The sequence below is a fragment of the Streptomyces sp. NPDC056347 genome, assembly GCF_042262625.1.
Taxonomy (GTDB): domain Bacteria; phylum Actinomycetota; class Actinomycetes; order Streptomycetales; family Streptomycetaceae; genus Streptomyces.
Map to the genome: position 1 here is coordinate 1 of NZ_JBHJQP010000158.1, position 19,222 is coordinate 19,222.

Sequence of the window (19,222 nt, forward strand, 5' to 3'; positions counted from 1 at the left end):
GAGTCGGTGGTCGCCGGGGCGGATGTGCTCGCCCTGGCGGCGGGGCTGAACACCAGCCGCCTGCTCACGGCCGGGATGGCCGACGACTTCGCGACATTGGACGAAGACGCGGCGACCCTCGCGGACAACCTGTACGGGGCGGCCGGGGCGCTCCAGAGCCTCGCGACCCTGGCCACCGTCGTCGTCTTCCTCATCTGGTTCCGGCGGGTACGGCTGAACGCCGAGATCTTCGACCGGAGCATGCAGCGGATGCGGCCCGGCTGGGCCATCGGCGCCTGGTTCGTCCCGATCGCCAACCTGGTGCTGCCGCGCCGGATCGCGGGCGGCATCTGGACCGCCAGCGCCCAGACGAACACCGACGGCAGCTGGCGCCACGTCCCCGCCACCGTGATGAACCTGTGGTGGGGCGTCTGGATCTGCTCGCTGATCCTCTCCCGGTTCGCGCAGCTGCGGTACCGGACGGCCGAGCTGCCCGAGGAGATCGTGAACGCGGTCGACCTGACGATGGCGACCGACGCGCTGGACATCGTGGCCGCCGTCCTGGCCATCCTCTTCGTGCGCAAGCTGACCCGGATGCAGGGCGAGCGGGCGGCCCTCGGGACGTACCCGCTGGGCACCACGCCCGCGTTCTGAGCCGGGCCCGGGCGGCGGTGTCCGGCCGCCGCCCGGCCCCTGCCGTTCTCAGCGGGTGCCGTCGGCGAGCGCCTCACCGGTCTCGTCGCGCAGCAGCTGTACGTACTCCCGCGTCCAGGATTCGACCGTCGCCCGGTCCCACAGGTCGGACGAGTACTCCACGGCGCCGTCCAGCACGTCCCCGGCCGGGGTCAGCACCATGACGAACTCCGACCGGGACGCGTCCGCGGCGACCTCCGTCACCGTCGTGGTGAGCCCCGGCAGCTCCATCCCCGTGTCCAGCGAACTCTCGTAGGCCAGGTGGATGCCCAGGCCCTCCGGCAGCTGGACGCCCCTGCGCTCCCGCATCGCCGGGGTCACCTGACGCGGGGACATGGCGTGTTCCATGCCCAGGACCGTCGTACGGGTGACCCGGTCGGTCAGCGCCCCGAAGGTGCCGGTGCGCGCGTCACGGACCCGCAGGGCGAGGGCCAGGGCCGTGCAGCCGATCAGGGACTCGAACTCGCGGCTCTCCCGGCCCGCGTAGGAGATGGCCAGTACCACGTCGTCCTGCGCCGCCTTGGTGGCCAGCAGCCGGCCGAGTGCCGCCGCGGTCACCACGAAGGGGGTCGTCGCCCGCTGGGCGGCCAGCCGTTCCACGGCCGCCCGGACCTCGGCGGGCACGGTGAACCCGATGACCCCGCCCCGCCCGCTGAGGGTGTCGGGCCGCGGCCGGTCCAGCGGCAGGTCCGCGGTGAAGGGGGCGTCGACGAGCTCGTCCAGCCAGTAGTCCGTGCGGCGCTCATGGGTCGCCGCGGCGTGGGCGAGCTGCCAGTGCGCGTACTCCACGTGCTGCGGGGCCGTGGGCGGCAGACCGGGTCCGGTCCCGGTGACGGCCGCCCGGTAGAGCGCGGCGAGTTCCTTCAGCAGCGTGGTCACCGCCCACCCGTCGCAGGTGCAGTGGTGCAGCACCAGCAGCAGCTCCCACTCCTCGGCGCCGGTGCGCAGCAGCCGGGTGGAGAGGACGTCCGCCTCGAAGGGGTCCAGCGGGGTCTCCGCCGCCCGTTGCGCGAGCCGTCGCACCTCGGCCCGCCGTTCCGGCTCCGGGAGCGCGGTGAGGTCGTCGACCGGCAGCTCGTGGGGGCGGGGTTCGAGCACTTCCTGCCGCCAGGAGTCCTGGCCCTCCCGCACCAGGCGGGTGCGCAGCACCTCATGGCGCTCCGTCAGCTCCTGGAGCACGGTGCGGAGCGTTCCCGGGTCCAGCCGGCCTTCGAGGGTGATCCGCAGGGCGACGTTGAAGACCTGCGGCTTGGGGTGCAGGGCGTGCACGGTGGCGAAACGGGCCTGCTGGTGGCTGGCCGGACCCGAGCGGACGACCTCGCGCGATCCGGCGCCGTGCAGGAACTCCGTCATCGCGCGCAGCGTGGGCTCCTGGTAGAGGCGGGAGAGCGGGTACTCGATGTCCCAGGTCTCCCTGATCCGGTTGACCAGCCGCATCGCGGTGAGCGAATGTCCGCCCAGGTCGAAGAGGGAGACGTCCGGACCGATGTCCGGGGCGGTGAGGCCGAACTCGGCCGCCCAGAGCTCGCGCAGCCCGTTCTCGGTCGCGGTACGGGGTGCGGTCCCCGGCTCCGGTCCGCCGCTTCGGGGGGTGTGCTCCCCGACGGGCGGGGCGAAGGGGGCGACCGGCGGGAGCTGGGCCCGGTCCACCTTGCCGTTGGCGGTCAGCGGCAGTTCGGTGAGGACCTGCCAGGCGCGCGGCACCAGGTACTCCGGCAGGCGGTCGCGCAGTTCCCCGGCCCACCGGTCCGTGCGGTCGGGGCCCGGGCCGGCGGGTACCACGTAGGCGGCCAGGAAGGTCTCGCCGTTGGTGTGGCGGCGTCCGACGACGGCCGCCCGGCGGACACCGTCGAGACCGGCCAGCACCTGCGCGACCTCCTCCGGCTCGACCCGGAAGCCGCGGATCTTCACCTGGTCGTCGGTACGGCCCACGAACACGAGCCGCCCGTCCGCCGTCCAGCGGACCAGGTCACCCGTGCGGTAGTGACGGTCTCCCGCGCCGTCGTCCGTACCGTTGCCCGCACGGTTCTCCGGAGCGGCGGCGAACCTCTCCGCGGTGAGGTCCGGCCGGTTCAGATAACCCGCGGCCACCCCCGGGCCGCCGACGAGGAGTTCGCCCACCGCGCCGATGGGCACCGGCTTGTCCGACGCGTCCACCACGCGCAGCGTGACGTTGTCGACCGGACGTCCGATCGCGATCACGTCCGCCCCGGGCCCGGGCCCGACCGTGTCGACGACGCACAGCACGGTCGTCTCGGTGGGGCCGTACACGTTCACCGTCTCGTAGGCGGCCTCGGGCCGGGGGCGCACGCGCAGCGCCTCGCCGCCCAGCAGCAGGTGGCGCAGCGGCGGCTGATCGGCCACCGGCAGGCGCAGCACCTGCTCGCCCAGGGCGGTCGGAAGGATGCTGAAGGAGATGTCCCGGTCGGCGTACCACCGGGCCAGGGCCAGCGGGTCGCGGCGGACGGGTTCACCGGCCACGACGACCGTGCCGCCCGCCGTCAGGGCGGGCCAGATCTCCAGCAGCGAGGCGTCGAAGCTCTGGCTGCACACGACGGCACTGCGGTCGTCGGCGGTGAACGCGAAGCGTTCGTGGTGCCACTGGCAGAGGTCCACGAGACCGCGGTGCGTGAGCACGACCCCCTTGGGCGTGCCGGTGCTGCCCGAGGTGTGGATGACGGCGAACGGTGACGAGGGGGAGACGTCCGCCGCGCGCCCGGGGGCCCACGTCGGGGCGGCGTCCGGTGCGACGACGGCCACCGACCCGGGCAGCCCCAGCTCCTTCGCCCCGGCCGCCCCGCTGATCACCGTACGGGTGCCGCTCGCGGCGATCACCTGCGCGGCGCGGACGGCCCCGAGCGACGGATCGAGCGGCACGTACGCGCAACCGGCCCGCGCCACGGCGAGCAGCGCCACGACGAGCTCCGCCGAGCGCGGCAGCCACACCGCCACCAGCGGCTCCCGCTCCCCCTCCGCCCGGTGTTCCGAGAGCACGGCGGCGAGCCGCCCGGCCCGCTCGTCCAGCTCCCCGTAGGTCAGTACGGCGTCCTCGTCCACCACCGCGGTCCGCGCGGGGTGCGCCGCCGCCTGGCGGGCGACCCAGCCGTGCACGGTGGTGTCCGCGACCGGCCGGACGGGGCCGCGCCCCCAGCCCTCCGGCACCTGGTCGCCCTCGGCAGCCGTGCGCGCGAGCAGGGACAACGGGGTGGCGGGCCGGTCGACGGCGGCGGTCAGGAGGTCGCGGAAGACCGTGAAGAACCGGTCGACGGTGTCCGGGTCGAACAGGTCCGCGTTGTACTCCAGATGGCAGCGCACGCCCTCCGGCCGGTCGGTGAAGTAGACCGTCAGATCGGTCAGCGCCTTGTCGGGGCCCGCGTCCAGCGCCTCCGCCTCGATACCGGGGAGGTCCAGGCGGAACGGTTCCGCGGACTGGAACTCGGCGCAGGTCTGGAACACCGGGGTGCGGTCCGTCCGGCGCGGCGGCGCGAGGGCGCGCACCACCTCCTCGAACGGTGTCTCCGCGTGGTCGTAGGCGTCGAGCGCGACGGCCCGCACCCGCTCCAGCAGCGTCGTGAACCCGGGATCGCCGCTCAGGTCGACGCGCAGGGCGAGGGTGTTGACGAAGAAGCCGATCAGCTCCTCGGCCCGCTGCGGCCGGTCCGAGACCGGGATGCCGATGACGAGGTCGTCCTGCCCCGTGACCTGGCGCAGCATCGCCGCCCAGCCGGCCACCAGGGTCATGAACAGGGTGGCGCGGTGGCTCCGGCCCACCTGCCTGACCTGCTCGGACAGGCCGGGGTCGAGGGAACAGAAGACGGCGCGGCCCCGGGAGGTCATCTCCGCCGGGCGGGGGCGGTCGGCGGGCAGGTCGAGGACCGGCAGGTCACCGGCGAGCACCCGGGTCCAGTGGGCCAGGTCCCGCGCGGTGCCGGGGCCGTCCGCCGCCGCGCGCCGCTCCCGCGCGTACGCGGCGTAGCTCCAGGCGAGCGGGGGCGGGCCGGTCCTCGTGCCGTCGAGTTCCGCCCGGTAGAAGGCGGAGAGGTCCCGGCACAGGACGGTCGCCGAGGCGGCGTCGACCACGATGTGGTGGAACGACATGACCAGTACGTGCTCGTCGTCGGCGGTGCGTACGAGCCTGCTGACGAACAGCGGGCCGTTCTCCAGGTCGAAGCGGCGGGCGCTCTCCGCCGCCAGTGTCTCCCGCACGGTGTCCTCGGGCCGGAGCGTGCCGTCCACCGGCTCGAAGTCCGGCTCGGCGCCGTCCCGCACCAGCTGGACCGCCGAGTCGCCCGCCGGCCGGAAGACGGTGCGCAGCCCTTCGTGGCGGTCGACGAGGCGGCGCAACGCGGTGCGCAGCGCCCCGGCGTCGAGCGGGCCGCGCAGCCGGATGGCCTTCACCTCGTTGTAGGCGGTGCGTCCCGGAAGCAGCCGCTCCAGGAACCAGATCCGCTCCTGGCCCGGGGACAGCGGCGTGCCCGGGTCGGGGGCCCGCCGCTCCTGGTGCCGGCGGCGCAGCGCGTCCAGCCGGGGGAGTCCGGCGCGCAGCCGGTCCGCGGAGACGCCGAAGTCGACCAGGGCGACGATCTCGTCCGCGCCCGCGTCGGTCACCGCCTCGACCACCGGCAGCACGGTGTCCACCTCGCCGATCAGGGCCCGCTGGTCGCAGTAGCGGCCGTAGGCGCGGCGGAAGACCACGTCCAGGTCGTCCTCGCTGAGCGAGCCGAGGTCGGTGGTGACCCCGAGGCTGTTGGTGACGCCGCTGAACAGGGAGAGCGAGGCCTGCATGTAGCGGGCCATCGGCGCGAAGGCCTCGGCCCGGGCGGTGCCGTGGTCCTCGCCGAGATAGGTGTGCAGCAGGACGGCGACCCGCCCGGCGTCCGGGTCGAGGCCGTGCCGCGCCCGGGCGCGGCGGTAGCGGGCGATGTTGTCCCGGAGCTGGTCGATGTCCTGGGTCATCAGGTTGGTCACGATGCCCAGGTCGTGCGCGGCGGCCCGTTCGTACGACTCGGGGTTGCCGACCACCGCCGTGTAGAGCGGTGGCATCGTCTGGACGGGGCGGGGGAAGAGCCGGATCTCCCGTTCGCCGTCGCCGGTGGTGCGGCGCAGCGGCTCGCCCCGCCACAGGCTCCGCACCTCTTCCAGCCGGTCGTACATCTCCTGCTTGTGCGGTCCGAAGCGCTCGGGGAAGAAGACGAAGTCGTTGGCGTTCCAGCCGCTCGCGACGCCGAGGCCGACGCGTCCGCCGGAGAGGTTGTCCGCCATGGACCACTCCTCCGCCACCCGGATCGGGTCGTGCAGCGGGAGGACGACCGAGCCCGCGTTGAGGCGGATGCGCCGGGTCTCCCGGGACAGCGCGGCGGCCAGGACGGCGGGGTTCGGGAAGAGGCCGCCGAAGGAGTTGAAGTGGCGTTCGGGCATCCACAGCGCCTCGAACCCGTGGTCGTCGGCGAACCGGGCCGCCTCCATGAGGAGTTCGTAGCGGCCCTCTCCCGGGCCGGTCCCGGCGCCGGGACCGTCGTCCGGTTCCGGGTAGTCGCCGAAGAAGTAGAGGCTGAAGTCGGCGCGGCGCGGTGTCGCGGGGGCGGCGGAAGGCGCATCGGCCACGGGTTCGGGTACGGCGGGAGCGGCGGCAGCGACGGGCGTGGCGGGAGCGGCGGCAGCGGCGGGCGTGGCGGGCGTGGCGGGAGCGGCGGCGGGCGCTTCGGCCGCCGGGGACCGGACGGGAGCGGGTCGCGGGGGCAGCACCTTGCCGGTACGGAAGAACCCGGCCTTCCTCAGGTCCCGCAGCGACCCCCGTACGGCCTCGTCCACGTGCTCGATGTCGCCGTCGGTGTGTGCCGTGGAGAGGAAGAAGTTGCGCCACTCCCACACGTGCACGCCCCGCAGCATCAGGTGGTAGTAGAGGAGTTCCATGTCGGCGCGGTGCTCGAAGCGGAACTGGGAGCCGAACCAGCCCATCCGCAGCGGGAATTCCTCGGCCTCGAAGAAGTCGTTGAGCCCGTGGGCCAGTTCGGTCGTCCGGGCGTTGAGCCGTTCCTGGAGGTGCGGGCCCCGCTCCTTCAGGTGGGTGAGCACGGCGCGCGCCGCGGTCATCGACACGGGGTGCTGGAGGTAGGTGCCGCCGAAGAAGGTGGTGTCGGCGGTCGGGCCGCTGTCGTCCCCGTAGCTCCAGTGGCCGCCGTCGACCCCGTCCATGATGTCGGAGCGTCCGGCGATCGCCCCGATGGGGAAGCCGCCGCCGAGGAGCTTGCCGTAGGTGGCGAGGTCCGGGGTGACGCCGTAGAGCTCCTGCGCGCCGCGGAGCGCGGGACGGAAACCGGTCAGCATCTCGTCGAACATCAGGACGATGCCGTGGCGGGCGGTCAGTTCGCGCAGTCTGCGGACGAACGCGACGGGCCGGAGCGAGGGGTGCCTGCTCTGCACCGGTTCGATGATCACCGCCGCGATCCGCTCCGCGTCCCGCTCGATGGCGTGGAGGGATTCCTCGCTGCCGTATTCGAGGACGGTCAGCTCGGAGACGGCGCTCTGCGGGATGCCCCGGGAGACGGGCACGGTCCGCTCCGGGGAGCCGTGCCCGGCGTCCCGGCCCAGCACCTGGTCGGCGTGGCCGTGGTAGGCGCCGGTGAAGGTGACGATCCGGTCGCGGCCGGTGGCGGCACGGGCCAGCCGGATCGCCGCCGCGTTGGCCTCCGTGCCGGAGTTGGCGAACGCCACCCGTTCCATTCCGGTCAGCTCGCACAGCAGCTCGGCGGCCTCGCCCGTCTCGGGGCCGCGGGGGCCGAGCCGGATGCCCCGGGAGAGGTGTTCGCGTACGGCCTCGCGGACGAACTCGGGCTCGTGGCCGAAGAGGAGCACCCCGAAACCCATGGTGATGTCGGTGTAGCCGTTGCCGTCGATGTCCTCGATCCGGGAGCCCTGCGCGCGCCGGGCCGCCACGGGGTAGAGCATCTCCTTGGTCGACCTGCGGAAGCCGACGACCGCCCGGCTGTCGGCGAGCCTGCGGCGGTGGCGCTGGGCGAGCGCCTTGGAGGCCGCCGTCCGTGCCGTGTAGCGGCGTACGAGGTCGTCGAGGTGCTCCTGCTGGGTGCGGGGCGAGGTGGCGCGGACCATCCCGGCGTCGGGGGCGACCACCACGCGCGGCCCGTGCGCCTGGGGCTGCGGCGTGCCTGGGGCCGCGGCGTGCCCGGTCCCGTTCCGTCCGGTCCCGTTCTGCCCGGTGTCGACGGTGTCGATCCGTTCGGCGATGCTCCGGGTGAGTTCGGCCATGGCGGCCAGGTCCCGGTCCAGGTCGGCCGTGAGGTTCTCCTGCCCGTTCACCGGACCACCTCGCCGTTCCGCGCCACGGCCACGGTCGGCCCGGCGCCCTGGAGGGCGAGCAGCTGGGACAGCTGGGAGATCTGGGTGAGCATCTGGAGCTGGATCTGCGACAGCTGCTGGACCCGCTGGGCCAGCTCCCGCAGCTCCTGCCGGGTGACGGAACCGTCCTGCGCGGCGACGTCCTGCGGGGCGGTCGGAGGTACGGCGACGGCGGGCAAGGGTGCGGGCGTGGGTGCAGGTGCAGGGGATATGGGCGCGGGCGGGGGCGCGGGTACGGAGGCGGGCTCGGCGGCCCCCGGCCGCCGGGGCAGCCGCGCCGCGACGAGCTCGGCGAGCAGCTCGGGCGTGCCCGTCTCGTCGAACAGCTCCCGCATCGTGACCTTGACCTGGTGCTCCTGCTCGATCTCCCGGAGCACATTGATCATCAGGAGCGAGTCCGCGCCGAGATCGAAGAACGGGGTGTCGGCCGGGACCGAGCCGAGGTCCTCCCCGAAGGTCCTGGAGAGGACGCCGAGGATGCTGTCCAGCAGGCGCCTGGTCTCCGTCGCTTCTGACGTCATGGTGCGTTCCTCTCTCGCCGGGGACATGGGTACGCGGGGTGCGGGAGGTGTCCCGACCCAGTGGTGCCGGTGCTGGAAGCGGTAGCCGGGCAGCGGTACGCGCCGCCCTCCGGTGCCGGCCAGGAACGTCTCCCAGCCGACGTCGGCCCCCGCGCAGTGCAGGGCCGCCGCGGCGCCGAAGAGCGCCGTCAGTCCGGAGTTCCGGTGCAGGGACGCGGTCGCCCGCACCCCGGGAAGGGCGCGGCGGGCCAGGCCGCTGAGCGTGGTGTGCGGGCCGATCTCCAGGAGTACGCCGGGCCGTTCACCGGCGACGGTGCGCAGCGACGCGTCGTAGCGCACCGGTTCGCGGGCGTGGCGCAGCAGGTACTCCGGGTCCGGCAGCCAGCCGGGTTCACGGACCCGGCCGTCGAGCGAGCTGACGAAGCGGGTCCGCAGCGGGGTGAAGGGCGTCTTTGACAGGACCGTCGCGAACGCGTCGAGCATCGGCTCCACGGTGGCGGTGTGGAAGGCCCGGTCCACCGGAAGGCGTTCGTACGGGACGGACCGCTTATCGAGGGCGGCGCACAGCCGGTCCACGGCGGCCACGGGGCCCGCCAGCACCCGGGAGCGTTCCCCGTTGGTCACGGCGAGCTCGGTGCCGGGGTGCGCGGCGGAGAGCTCCGCGGCGGACCCCCGGTCCAGCGCCACCGCCACCATGGCGCCCGGCGCGCACCGCTCGCGCATCAGCCGCCCCCGGTGCGTCATCAGTTCCAGGCCGTCCTCCAGCGACAGCGCCCCCGCCGCGAACAGCGCCGCGTACTCCCCGACGCTGTGACCGGTCACCGCCCACGGCCCGACGCCCGCCTCCTCCCAGAGCCGGACCAGGGCGCACTGGAGGGCGAACAGGGCGGGCTGCGCGGTCTCGGTCGGCCAGACGGCATCCGGTACGCCCCGGTCCGGCACGCCCGCCCTCGGCGCACCCCCGTCCGGTGCGTCCGTCCCGGGTACGTGCGCCTCCCGGCCGAGAAGTCCCGCCAGCAGCGGTGCACCGGTGAGACGGCGGTGCACCGCCTCGCAGGCGTCGAGGACCTCCCGTACGACGGGGAACCGTTCGTACAGGGCCGCCGCCGCCCCGGGGCGCAGCGACCCCTGGCCGGTGAACTGGAACACCACCCGGGCAGGGGCGTCCCCGCGCGGCTCGGGGCCCGCGCCGCTCGCGGGCGGGGCGGAGGCGTCGGAGAGCCAGGCGTCGAGGGCGTCGGCCAGCGCGGACGGGGTGGACCCGCGGACCGCGATGCGGTGGCGGCCGTGCGTGCGCCCGAGGGCGGTGGTCGTGACGAGGTCCGCCAGGGGCAGGGCGGTCCTCCTGCGGAGCACGTCGCGCAGGGACCGCGCGTTGTCGGCGAGGGCCTCCCGGCTCGTCGCGGAGACCAGCAGCACGTCCGGCGGGGTGGCGGTGCCGGAACGCGGCGCGGGAGCGGGGGCCTCCTCCAGGACCAGATGGACGTTGGTGCCGCCGACCCCGAGCGAGGTGACCCCGGCCCGCCGGGGGGTGTCGCCCTTCGGCCACGGGTGCGGGGCGGTCGGCGCGTAGAACGGGCTGTCCGCGAGCCCGAGCAGCGGATTGGCCTCCTCGAACCCGGCGATCGGCGGGATCACCCCGTGCTTGAGGACCAGCAGGGCCTTGACGAGACCGGCCAGCCCGGACGCCACGTCGAGGTGCCCGATGTTGGCCTTGACGGCTCCGAGGGCGCAGTAGCCGGTCCGGTCGGTGTCCTGCCGGTACGCCGCGCCCGCCCCCGCCAGCTCGATGGGGTCGCCCTTGAGGGTGCCGGTTCCGTGGGTCTCCAGATAGCCGATGGTGTCGGCCCCGACGCCCGCGTGGTCCAGCGCCCGGCGTACCGCCTGCTGCTGGCCCCGGGCGCTGGGCGCCGCGAACGCCCGCTTGTCCGCGCCGTCGTTGCCGATGCCCCAGCCGCGGATGACGCCGTGCACGGTGTCGCCGTCCGCGACCGCCCGGCCCAGCCGCTTCAGTACGACGGCGATGACCCCGGTGCCCCCGACCGTTCCGTTCGCGGCGGCGTCGAAGGCCCGCAGCCGGCCCGACCTGGAGAGGATCGAGCCCTTGACGTAGTGGTAGCCGAGGACCTGCGGGACATGGATGGCGGTGGCGCCGACCAGCGCGACATCGCACTCGCCCAGCACCAGCGACTGGGCGGCCAGCTGCACCCCCACCAGCGAACTGGAGCAGGCCGTCTGCACGCTGACGGCGGGTCCGGTGAGATCGAGCCGGTGGGCGACCCGGCTCGCGGTGAAGTCGGTGAAGTTGCCCACCATGACCTGCATCCCGGCCAGCCAGTCCGTGATGTCCTCGTTCGGCAGCACGTTGTTGAGCAGGTACGACTGCATGTTGTACAGGTGGTAGCCGGTGCTGGCGTAGACCCCGATCCGCTTCCCGTCCCGCTCGTCGGGGTAACCGGCGTTCTCCAGGGCGTGCTGCGCGCACTCCAGGAACAGCCGGTGCTGGGGGTCGGTCAGGCTCGCCTCGCGGGGGCTGATCCCGAAGTGCCGGGCGTCGAACCCGGCGATGTCGTCCAGGAGCGCCGAGGTCCCGACGAAGTCGTCGCGCCGGTACAGCTCCTCGGGGACGCCCGCGTCCTTCAGCTCGTCCCCGGTGAACCGGGTGAAGCGGTCCTCGCCGCCCCGGACGATGCGCCACAGGTCCTCCGGCGTGTCGGCCCCCGGCAGCCGGAAGGACATCCCGATCACGGCGATGCGCGGGTCCGGCCCGCCGTTGCCGTCCATCAGCCGCGCCCCTCGTGCAGGACGTCGCCGCCGGGCTCGCGCAGCCGCCCGGCCCCGGTCGCGGTGGCCGGGGCGCGGCGCAGCACGAGCAGTACCAGCAGGCCGAGGCAGAGCACGATGGCGAGGCCGTGCAGGGCGGCCACCACCTGGAACGGGGAGAAGGACTCCAGCAACGACCCGCTGACCAGCATCCCCAGGCCGAACCCGGCGTTCTCGGCCGAGGCGGAGAACCCGAAGAGGCGGCCGCGCTGCTCGTCGGGGACCGCCTGGAGCCGTGAGACGTAGACGACCTCGGTGAACCCGTCCGCGATTCCGGCGACGAGTGCCGTGGCGAGCAGCGGCACGGTGGGCAGCCCGCCGAACACCACGATGAACGCCGCGGACATGACGCAGGCGCCGACGGCGAAGGCCCGCTCGCCGAAGGTGTGCCCGGTCCGGCGGGTGTACCGGGACAGCACCTGCTGGGCGATGATGGTGCCGATCGCCCAGGTGGCCCAGAACCGGCTGACGAAGGTGGCCGGATGGTCGGGGTCGAGCAGGCTGGAGTACACGGGCAGCGCGACGTTGTGCGAGGAGGACCCCAGCCCGTCCACGGCCCGCACGGCGATCATCGCCAGCAGCAACGGCGCACCGGCCCACAGCAGCCGCAGCGAAGGGTGCGCGGCCGCCGGAGCGCCGGCCCCACCGCCCTCGCCGCCCTCGGGGGCCTTGGGCAGGGCCTTCGTCCGGATCGGCAGCGACAGCAGCACCGACGCGGACACCAGGAACGTGGCCGCGTCCAGGACGAACGCCACCGTGTACCCGAGCTGCGCGACCACCACCCCCGCCGACGCGAAGCCCGCGATCATGGCGAGGGAACGGCCCGTGACCAGCAGACTGTTGGCCCGGGTCCGGTGCTCGGCCCCCACGATCTCCGGGATGCTGCTGCGCAGCGCGACCTGCGAGAGCGTCGAGCAGCTCCCGGTGACCACGGCCAGGCAGTACAGCAGGGAGACCCGTCCGCCCTCCGGGGCCAGCAGCAGCGCCAGCAGCGCCAGGGCCTGGCAGAGATCGGCGCCGACGATCAGACGCTTGCGGTCGTACGCCGAGACGAGGCGCCCGCTGACGAACCCCGCCCCCACGCTCGTCCCCAGACGCACCGCCATGAAGAGCCCGGCGGCCAGGGCGCTCCCGGTGACGTCGTAGACGAAGACGTTCAGCGCGACCATGTTCAGGTAACTGCCGTACGCGGAAACACCGTTACCGAGAACGAGCAGCCGGAAATGCTTCATGCGCAACCTTCCGGAAGGCATGGGGGACCGGGTGCCGGCCGCTCGCCGCCCCCGTCTCATGGTCCGGAACGGCCGCCCAACACCCCATCCGTCCCATGGAGTTCACCGATTCGCACACGTACCTGCCAACACGGTCAAGCTTTGTCCGTCGGCCACGCGGCGACAACACGCAGAAGGCATCCTTCCGGTGTTCTGCCGGTCGGCCCGTCGCGGGCCGGCCGGTCGTGTGCGCGGGGGACGGACAGGGGCTCCGTCGCACGTCAGCGCAGTCGGTCGCCGAGGGACTCGCCGGGGGCCGGGGCGGGGAGTACGTAGCCCACGGCGGACGCGCGGTGCTCGATGAAGGCGTTCATCGCATCGCCGGCGGCCAGGCGTTCCTGCACCCGTACGAACAGGGCCGGGTCGCGCAGATAGGCCAGGAAGAGCAGGCCCCGGTCGTCGGGGCCGTCGTCGTAGGAGTAGCCCCGGCGCAGCATTCGGGCGCCGCCGTCCAGGCGTGAGTGGGCGAGGCGGACGTGGGCGTCGGCCGGGATGCCGTAGCGGCCCTGCGGCGACTTGGCGTACAGGTCCACCGGGTCGTGCTCGCGGTGCCCGCCCAGCGGCGCCCCGCCGGCCCTGTGGCGCCCGACGATCCGCTCCTGCCGGGGCACGGGCAGCGCGCCGAACGCGTCGACGGCCATGCGGATGCGCCGGTAGACGAGGTAGGTGCCGCCGTCGTCGTGCCAGACCCAGCGGGCGAGTTCGCCGTCCGCCGGGTTCTCCGTGCCGTCCTTGAACCCGAAGAGGTTGCGCGGGGTCTCGCCCGCGGCGTGCGGCGGCAGGAATCCGGACTGCCGCCAGCGCGGGGCGAGGACACCGGCGGCGCGGGCGGTGAGCCGGGCGGCGGCACGGTCGCAGGCGGCGGCGTCCGGTCCGCGGAGCTGGACCAGTACGTCACCGCCGCCGCGCCGGGCCTCGAGGCGGTCGTGCGGGAAGGACGGCAGATCCTTCAGCCGGGGCGGGGCGGCCAGACCCAGCTTTCGGTACAGGCCGGGACCGGCCGCCACGGTCGCCGTCACTCCCGGGGCCGGGCGGGCGGTGCGGTCGGCCCACCAGCCGGACAGGACGCGGCGGACGTCCGCCGCCGTCGGGCGGGTGGGGGCCAGGTCATGGGCGATCAGCAGCACGTGGGCGGGCTGGGCGGTGGCGATGCCCGGCTGGGTGCGGAGGACCGGACGGCTCCCGCGGCCGGACGCGCCGGAATCCCCGGGGGCGGCCGTGGCCCCGCCCTTGGCGGATTCCCCGGCCGGGCTCCCGGTCGCGGAGGTGCCGCACGCGGTGGCCGCGGCGAGCGGGGCGAGAAGCAGCGCACGGCGGCGGGGCGGGGGCAGGGAGGTCACCAGGGGCTCCAGGACAGAGGCGGGGAGCGCGGCCGGGGACGGAGCACGCGCAGGATCCGCCGGACGGCGCGGCGTGACGATACACCTTCCGCCATGAGATCTCTTGTCGTGAAATATCGGGTGAATGGCCCAGGTGTGCGCCCGCCGCGGGGCGCGCGCCTGGCCGCCCTGGCCGCCGCGGCGTTCATGGCGCTGTCCGGATGCGGTTCCCCCGGCGCCGACGCGAAGCCGGGGCCTTCCGGGCCGCCGGCCGTGCTGCGGGTGCCCGGCCGGTACCCGTCCATCCAGAAGGCCGTCGATGTCGCCCGATCGGGGGACGTCGTGCTGGTCTCATCGGGTGTTTACCACGAGGCCGTGACCGTGCGACGCCCTCGTGTGGTGCTGCGCGGCGTGGACCGCGACCGGACCGTCGTCGACGGGGAGTTCCGGCGCGCCAACGGCATCACCGTCACCGGTCCGGGGTCGGTGGTGGAGAACCTGACCGTCCGCAACCACCTGGCGAACGGCGTGCTCTTCACCGGTGTCACCGACGAACGCCTCCAGGGGGTGGGCGCCGGCGGCGACGGCTACGACCCGCTGGACACCGTCAGGTTCCCGCCCCTGAAGGGCTTCCGCGCCTCGTACGTGACCGCGTACGACAACGCCCTGTACGGCATCTACGCCTTCGACGCGCGCAGCGGCGTCATCGAGGACTCCTACGCCTCCGGGCAGTCCGACTCCGGCATCTACGTCGGCCAGTGCGACCCCTGCGACACCCTCGTACGGAACAACACGGTGGAGCACAACGCCGTCGGCATCGAGATCACCAACGCCTCGCGCGACCTGTACGTCGTCGCCAACACCGTGCGCCGCAACCGGGTCGGCGTGACCGTCAACTCCAACGACCTGGAGGCGCTCGGCCCGCAGCACGAGGCCGTGATCGCCGGCAACACCATCACCGGCAACAACGACGACCGCGGCCCCGAGCAGGCCGACGGCGGCTTCGGGATCGGCGTCGGCATCGGCGGCGGCACCCGCAACCGCGTCGAGCGCAACCGCATCGAGGACCACCGGGTGGCCGCGCTGGTGCTGCGGGACGTCCAGGGATATCCGGTACGGGGCAACAGCGTCCGGGACAACGCGATCGGCGGCGGCACCGCCCTGGTCCTCGCCGCCGCCCGTACCGGGGGCAACTGCTTCACCGGCGGCGGCCCGGCCCCGACCGCCCCGCGGTCGCTGCCGTCCGCGGTGACCTCCTGCCCGGGGCGTGACGTCGTGCTGGCCGAGCCGGGCACCACCGCGCCGGTGCCGGTGCCGCCCGGCGTGTCGTTCAAGGAGGTCGCCCGGCCGCCCGCGCAGCCGCAGATGGCGCACGCGCGGACCGCCCCGGCGCGGCCCGCGACGAACCTGCCCGGCCGGGTCGACCCGGCCCGCTACCGGCTTCCGGCCCCGGCCACCGGCTGAGTACCGGCCACCGGCTGAGTACCGGTCACCGGGCTGAGTACCGGCCACCCGCTCACGGTGCCGCCTTCCCGCCTCCCCGCCCTCTCCCCTTCCCGCCCAGTCGATCCGGAGTGACTCTGGTGTCCGTACCGCCCCGTCCTCGACGTACCGCCCCGTCGAGGAAACTGCGCGTCCTTCTGCTCGCCCTCGCCGGACTCGGTCTCCTCGGCGCCACGGCGTTCATGGCCCTGTCGAAGCGGGAGGGGCCGCGCCCCGTCACTCTCGACGAGGCCCAGCGACTGGCGATGACCCGCTTCGCCATGTACGAGGCCGGAACCGTGGCGGTCGACACCACCGTCAAGGGCGGTGGCGGCACCACCACGGTGCGCGGCCTCGTCGACTACCGCACGCGGCACGCGGTCGGCCGGTACACCGCGACCCGCGCAGGCGGCACGGAGACCGGACTGATCGCCTGGGACGCCACCGGGCTCGCGGTCGCCCCCGGACCCGCTCTCGCGCCCGGCGCCCACGGCATGGCGGCGATCGTGCGGGCGGCAGCCGCATCGAAGCCGCGCTCCTGGTCGCCCCGCGCCTACACCGGGGACCCGCTCGACAGCGCGCTGCGCCTGGTGATGTCCCTGGCGGCCGACCGCCCCGACAACCCCCAGCTGCTGACCCGGGCGGGTCCGCTCCACCTGCGCGAGGAGACCCTCGGCGCCACCGCCTACACGGTCTTCTCCGGCCCCAGGCGCAGCGGCAGCGCCCGCGGCAGCCGCTCGCCGCTGACGTACTGGGTCGACGGCGAAGGACGGCTCGGCCGGGTGGAGGCCCGCATCGCGTCGTTGCCGGATCCGGCCCGCACGGACTTCGCCCCCGGACCGGCCGGGCTGCGCGTCCCCGCCCAGCCCTGGCCGAAGGGGCCGGTGGCCCCGGAGCCCCGGTAGCGCCCGGGCCGGATCACGGTACGGGGGGAAATTCCCGGGGCGGAAAGGCGGCCGTACGGACCTTTTCCGCACCCGGGAATTCCTGGTCATCCGTGGCGCCTCAGCAAACGGCGGAATCCCGGAGTCATTCGTGCATCCTTACGGGCGCTTTTCCTTGCTTTCCCGGGAGTGTGATTGAGCATCGATTTGAATTCCGCTTGCATGCGCCACTGTTCCGTTGTTCTCGTAGAACCACAGAAGGGCTGACGCGTGACAACGATGAAGGGCAGAGCGGCTGCCAGGGCGGGATGGCCGGCGGTGCTGGCGGCGGGCATCGTGGCCGCCGCCGTGCTGCCGGCCGCTCCGGTGGCGGTCGCCGACGCCGGCGACGGCAGCCTGACGGTGCGCGTCGTACGCGAGGTGAACGCGAACGGCCGGTGGGACGACGTCCTGGAACCCGGGCTGGGCGGGGTGAAGGTGGTGCTCACCGACACCGCGGGCGCCTCCGTGACCGGCACCACCGTGGCGGACGGCACGGTCCGCCTGACACCGGGCGCGCAGCTCACGGGCGGCAGGTACCGCGTCGAGGTCAAGAACCCCGAGCCGGGAATCCTCTTCCCGGGATTCGCCCTGCCCAAGGACGACCTGAGCGACCCGAGGGCCCTTTCGTCCAACGTCGAGTTCGTCGACCTGGCCGGCGGCAGGAACGCCGAGGTGACCACCTCGTTCTGGAACCCCGGTGACTACTGCCAGAAGAACGCCGACCTGGTCACCGCCTGCATCAGGAGCGACGTGCCGGGATCGGACGACCCGGAGACGGCCCGGACCCTGGTCACCCATCCCTACAACGCGCGCGGCGACGACGCGGAGACCACCGATCTCGCCACCAAGGCCCAGACCGGGTCCCTGTGGGGCATCGGGTACAGCAAGCAGAAGAAGTGGATCTTCTCGTCCGCCTTCGCCAAGCGCGGTGCGAACTACGGGCCCGCAGGCCCCGGCGCGATCTATCTGAGCGACCGGAACACGGGGGAGCTGTCCCGGTTCACCACCGTGCCGGACGCCGGGACCACCACGCACGACCCCGGCACCGACATGGACCTCGCCTTCCGCACCGCGGTCGGCAAGGAGTCGCTGGGCGACCTCGACGTGAGCGAGGACGGCAGGGACCTGTACGTCGTCAACCTCAACGACAAGCGGCTCTACCGCTACGACGCCACCGGGAAGACCGCCTCCGCGCCCAAGGCCTCCTACCCGATCCCCGATCCGGGCTGCCCCTCCACGGACGACTGGCGGCCCTTCGGCCTCGGCATCCAGGACGGCACCGTCTACGTCGGCGGCGTCTGCTCCGGCGAGTCCACGCAGAACCGCGACGACCTGCGGGCGGTCATCCGCACCTTCGCCCCCGGAACGGGCACCTTCACCGGCACGGTGATGGACGAGAGGCTCACCTACCCCCGGGGCCGGGTGAACGGCCCCGGGCCCTGCTACGGCGACAAGTGGTACCCGTGGCGCATCACCGTCCCGGACTCCCAGGACGGAGTCGACTGCAAGTCCGCCCAGGTGGACGGCCGGGAGGTGCCGAACCCGACGCCGCTGCTGTCGGACATCGTGGTGGACACCGACGGCGAGCTGATCCTCGGCTTCCGCGACCGCTACGCCGACCAGTACGGCACCTTCATCGCGTACGAACCGGACAGCCCGCGCACCGTGCAGACCTTCGCGGGCGGCGACCTCAACCGCGCGTGCAAGCACGGCGGCACGTTCGTCCTGGACGCCAACGGTGGCTGCGTCAACAACGCCACCCCCGCCAACAGCGGGAACCAGGATCCGGACGTCAAGGAGTTCTACCCCGGCGAATTCCGGCTGGGCGGCTACCACCAGGAGACGGCCCTCGGCGGAGTGGCGCTGTCCAAGGTCGAGGACACCCTCGCCTCCGGGGTGTTCGACCCCATCGACGTCGCCCACACCTCGGGCACCGGCCCCTTCAACCGAGGTGACGGCACCGTCGGCGCGGGCATGGGCAACGAGCTGACCGACTCGTTCGGCAAGGCCGGCGGTCTGGGCGACCTCGAAGTGCTCTGCGACGAGGCGCCGTTCCAGATCGGCAACCGGGTCTGGTACGACAACGGCAAGAACATGAAGGACGGACGCCAGGACCCGGACGAGAATCCGGTCGTGGGCGCCACGGTCAACCTCTACGACCACACGGGCCGGAAGATCGCGACGACGAGGACCAACGCGCGGGGCGAGTACTACTTCGACTCCACCCTGGTCAGGAACGTCCCGCCCGCGGACTGGGTCGCGGGCCGCGAGTACGTCGTACGGCTCGACGACCCGGCCGACTACGCGCCCGGCGGCCCGCTCGACGGCTGGATGCCCACCCAGTTCGACCAGGGCGACCCGGCGGCCAACTCCAAGGGCCGGCCCGGACCCGGCGAGAACGCCTATCCCTACGCCGACGTCACCCCGGGCGGACCGGGCCAGAACGACCACGACATCGACTTCGGCTTCATCCAGCCGACCCGCATCATCCTCGACAAGAAGGACAGCCGCACCGGCGAGCCACTGCCCGGCGCCGTCTTCCAGCTGTGGCAGGAGACCAACGGCAGGCCCGGCCTCCAGCGCACCGGCCCCGACCCCGACACCCAGCTCGGCGCCGGCTGCGCGACCGACTCCGACGGCACCTGCACGTTCACCCGCATCCAGGTCGGCTCCTACTACCTGGTCGAGACCGACGTGCCCGAGGGGTACGAGATGCCCGAGAACCCCGTCACCCCACTGAACGTCACCACGCACAACTGCAAGGACAACCCGCTGGAGATCACCCTCACCAACGAGCGGGGGGAGCCCGGGAAGGGCAAGTAGCACCGGCACGGCGCTGCCCGCCGACGAAC

General features: G+C 73.6%; 8 protein-coding genes. 4 read left to right on the top strand and 4 right to left on the bottom strand.

The features are described 5' to 3' along the window. Positions 1–633: DUF4328 domain-containing protein (locus ACFCV8_RS28500; RefSeq protein ID WP_376688331.1), on the top strand; the 633-nt coding region annotated here is incomplete at its 5' end. Between the two features lie 48 nt (positions 634–681). Here the strand turns inward: ACFCV8_RS28500 and ACFCV8_RS28505 are convergent. The 4 genes from ACFCV8_RS28505 to ACFCV8_RS28520 all read right to left on the bottom strand — a co-directional run bounded on the left by ACFCV8_RS28505 (position 682) and on the right by ACFCV8_RS28520 (position 13,983). Then, entirely contained in the window at positions 682–7,989 is a 7,308-nt protein-coding gene (locus tag ACFCV8_RS28505) for a MupA/Atu3671 family FMN-dependent luciferase-like monooxygenase (RefSeq protein WP_376688332.1), read from the bottom strand. Further along, positions 7,986–11,333, bottom strand: coding sequence for a type I polyketide synthase (locus ACFCV8_RS28510; protein WP_376688333.1), 3,348 nt, complete (start codon positions 11,331–11,333; stop codon positions 7,986–7,988). Before ACFCV8_RS28510 ends, ACFCV8_RS28505 begins: the two co-directional genes overlap by 4 nt. Next, entirely contained in the window at positions 11,333–12,604 is a 1,272-nt protein-coding gene (locus ACFCV8_RS28515) for an MFS transporter (RefSeq protein ID WP_376688334.1), read from the bottom strand. Before ACFCV8_RS28515 ends, ACFCV8_RS28510 begins: the two co-directional genes overlap by 1 nt. Before the next feature lie 260 nt (positions 12,605–12,864). After that, positions 12,865–13,983: a Dyp-type peroxidase gene (locus ACFCV8_RS28520; protein WP_376688335.1), complete on the bottom strand. Its 1,119-nt coding sequence runs from the start codon at positions 13,981–13,983 to the stop codon at positions 12,865–12,867. 135 nt (positions 13,984–14,118) lie between these two features. On the opposite strand from ACFCV8_RS28520, the gene ACFCV8_RS28525 reads away from it, so the two are divergent. The 3 genes from ACFCV8_RS28525 to ACFCV8_RS28535 all read left to right on the top strand — a co-directional run bounded on the left by ACFCV8_RS28525 (position 14,119) and on the right by ACFCV8_RS28535 (position 19,193). Continuing rightward, the gene (locus tag ACFCV8_RS28525; protein ID WP_376688336.1) at positions 14,119–15,426 is read left to right on the top strand and encodes a right-handed parallel beta-helix repeat-containing protein; all 1,308 of its coding nucleotides are present in this window, start codon (positions 14,119–14,121) and stop codon (positions 15,424–15,426) included. 119 nt (positions 15,427–15,545) lie between these two features. Then, on the top strand, positions 15,546–16,349 hold the full coding sequence (locus tag ACFCV8_RS28530; RefSeq protein ID WP_376688337.1) for a hypothetical protein: 804 nt from the start codon (positions 15,546–15,548) through the stop codon (positions 16,347–16,349). Positions 16,350–16,607: 258 nt separating this feature from the next. Continuing rightward, positions 16,608–19,193 (top strand): SdrD B-like domain-containing protein, encoded by a 2,586-nt coding sequence (locus ACFCV8_RS28535; RefSeq protein ID WP_376688338.1) that lies wholly within the window; start codon positions 16,608–16,610, stop codon positions 19,191–19,193. Positions 19,194–19,222 lie beyond the last annotated feature (29 nt).

Coding starts and splice junctions, on each gene's coding strand:
- ACFCV8_RS28535 (WP_376688338.1), top strand. CDS start 16,608: ATGAAGGGCAGAGCGGCTGCCAGGGCGGGATGGCCGGCGGTGCTGGCG.
- ACFCV8_RS28515 (WP_376688334.1), bottom strand. CDS start 12,604: ATGAAGCATTTCCGGCTGCTCGTTCTCGGTAACGGTGTTTCCGCGTAC.
- ACFCV8_RS28510 (WP_376688333.1), bottom strand. CDS start 11,333: ATGGACGGCAACGGCGGGCCGGACCCGCGCATCGCCGTGATCGGGATG.